Source organism: Endozoicomonas arenosclerae (assembly GCF_001562015.1).
In the GTDB taxonomy this organism is placed as follows: Bacteria; Pseudomonadota; Gammaproteobacteria; order Pseudomonadales; family Endozoicomonadaceae; genus Endozoicomonas_A; species Endozoicomonas_A arenosclerae.
In genome coordinates, this window is record NZ_LASA01000309.1 from 1 (window position 1) to 770 (window position 770).

Annotated in this window: 1 protein-coding gene; it reads left to right on the forward strand. The window is 46.4% G+C overall.

Annotated elements, in window-relative coordinates:
* On the forward strand, positions 1 to 398 hold a 398-nt coding region (locus WG89_RS28950; protein ID WP_153301911.1), incomplete at its 5' end, for a transposase.
* Positions 399 to 770 lie beyond the last annotated feature (372 nt).

Below are 770 nucleotides of genomic sequence, written 5' to 3' on the forward strand. Positions count from 1 at the left end.
GCTTGACGACCACCCCAGCTAACGAACATGACCTGAATCAGGCGGGGCAGCTGCTGCACGGGGATGAGCAATTTATCTTTGCAGATGCCGGCTATCGCGGGGCCGAGATTCGGAAAGAGTTGGAGTCCTGTGAAGCTGAGTGGTTCATAGCTGAAAAGCCCAGCATCTTGAAAGAGCTGAAGAAGCATCCCCGAAAAAATAAGGTGCCCATCAAACTGGAATTTACCAAGGCCAGTCTGAGAGCAGCAGTCGAACACCCCTTCAGAATCATTAAGTGTCAATTTGGATTTATAAAAGCCAGGTATCGAGGTTTGAAGAAGAATGACAATAAACTGTCTACTTTATTTGCCCTGGCGAATATTGTTCGACTGGATCAAATGATCCGGGCACAGGGTTAGTCCGCCCTGAAGTCACGAAAGTGGCTAAATATCATACAAATAAGGGGTTGAGACCTCTGATTTCAGTCCTACTTCGAACTCGATTCAAGAAGGGAAGTAAATTAGAGGTTATTCGCAGGTTCCCTAGCAGCCTGTCGGACTTGAACCCATAAACGCAGTTCAAGTAATTTCAGACTCTGACTATTCCGGAGAGAACTTATAAAACCCTCTCCGGCGCATTACATTTTCAACTTGTCCTTATGATTTTTCTCACTCTTGGCCTCAGATCAGCCCAATAGTGCCACAGATAAGTCGCCAACAAGACCAGTTCCAACCACTGCTCTTCATTCACTTGTTTCAGGCTGAACATCCGCCTCAAGTTATACGCAAGAC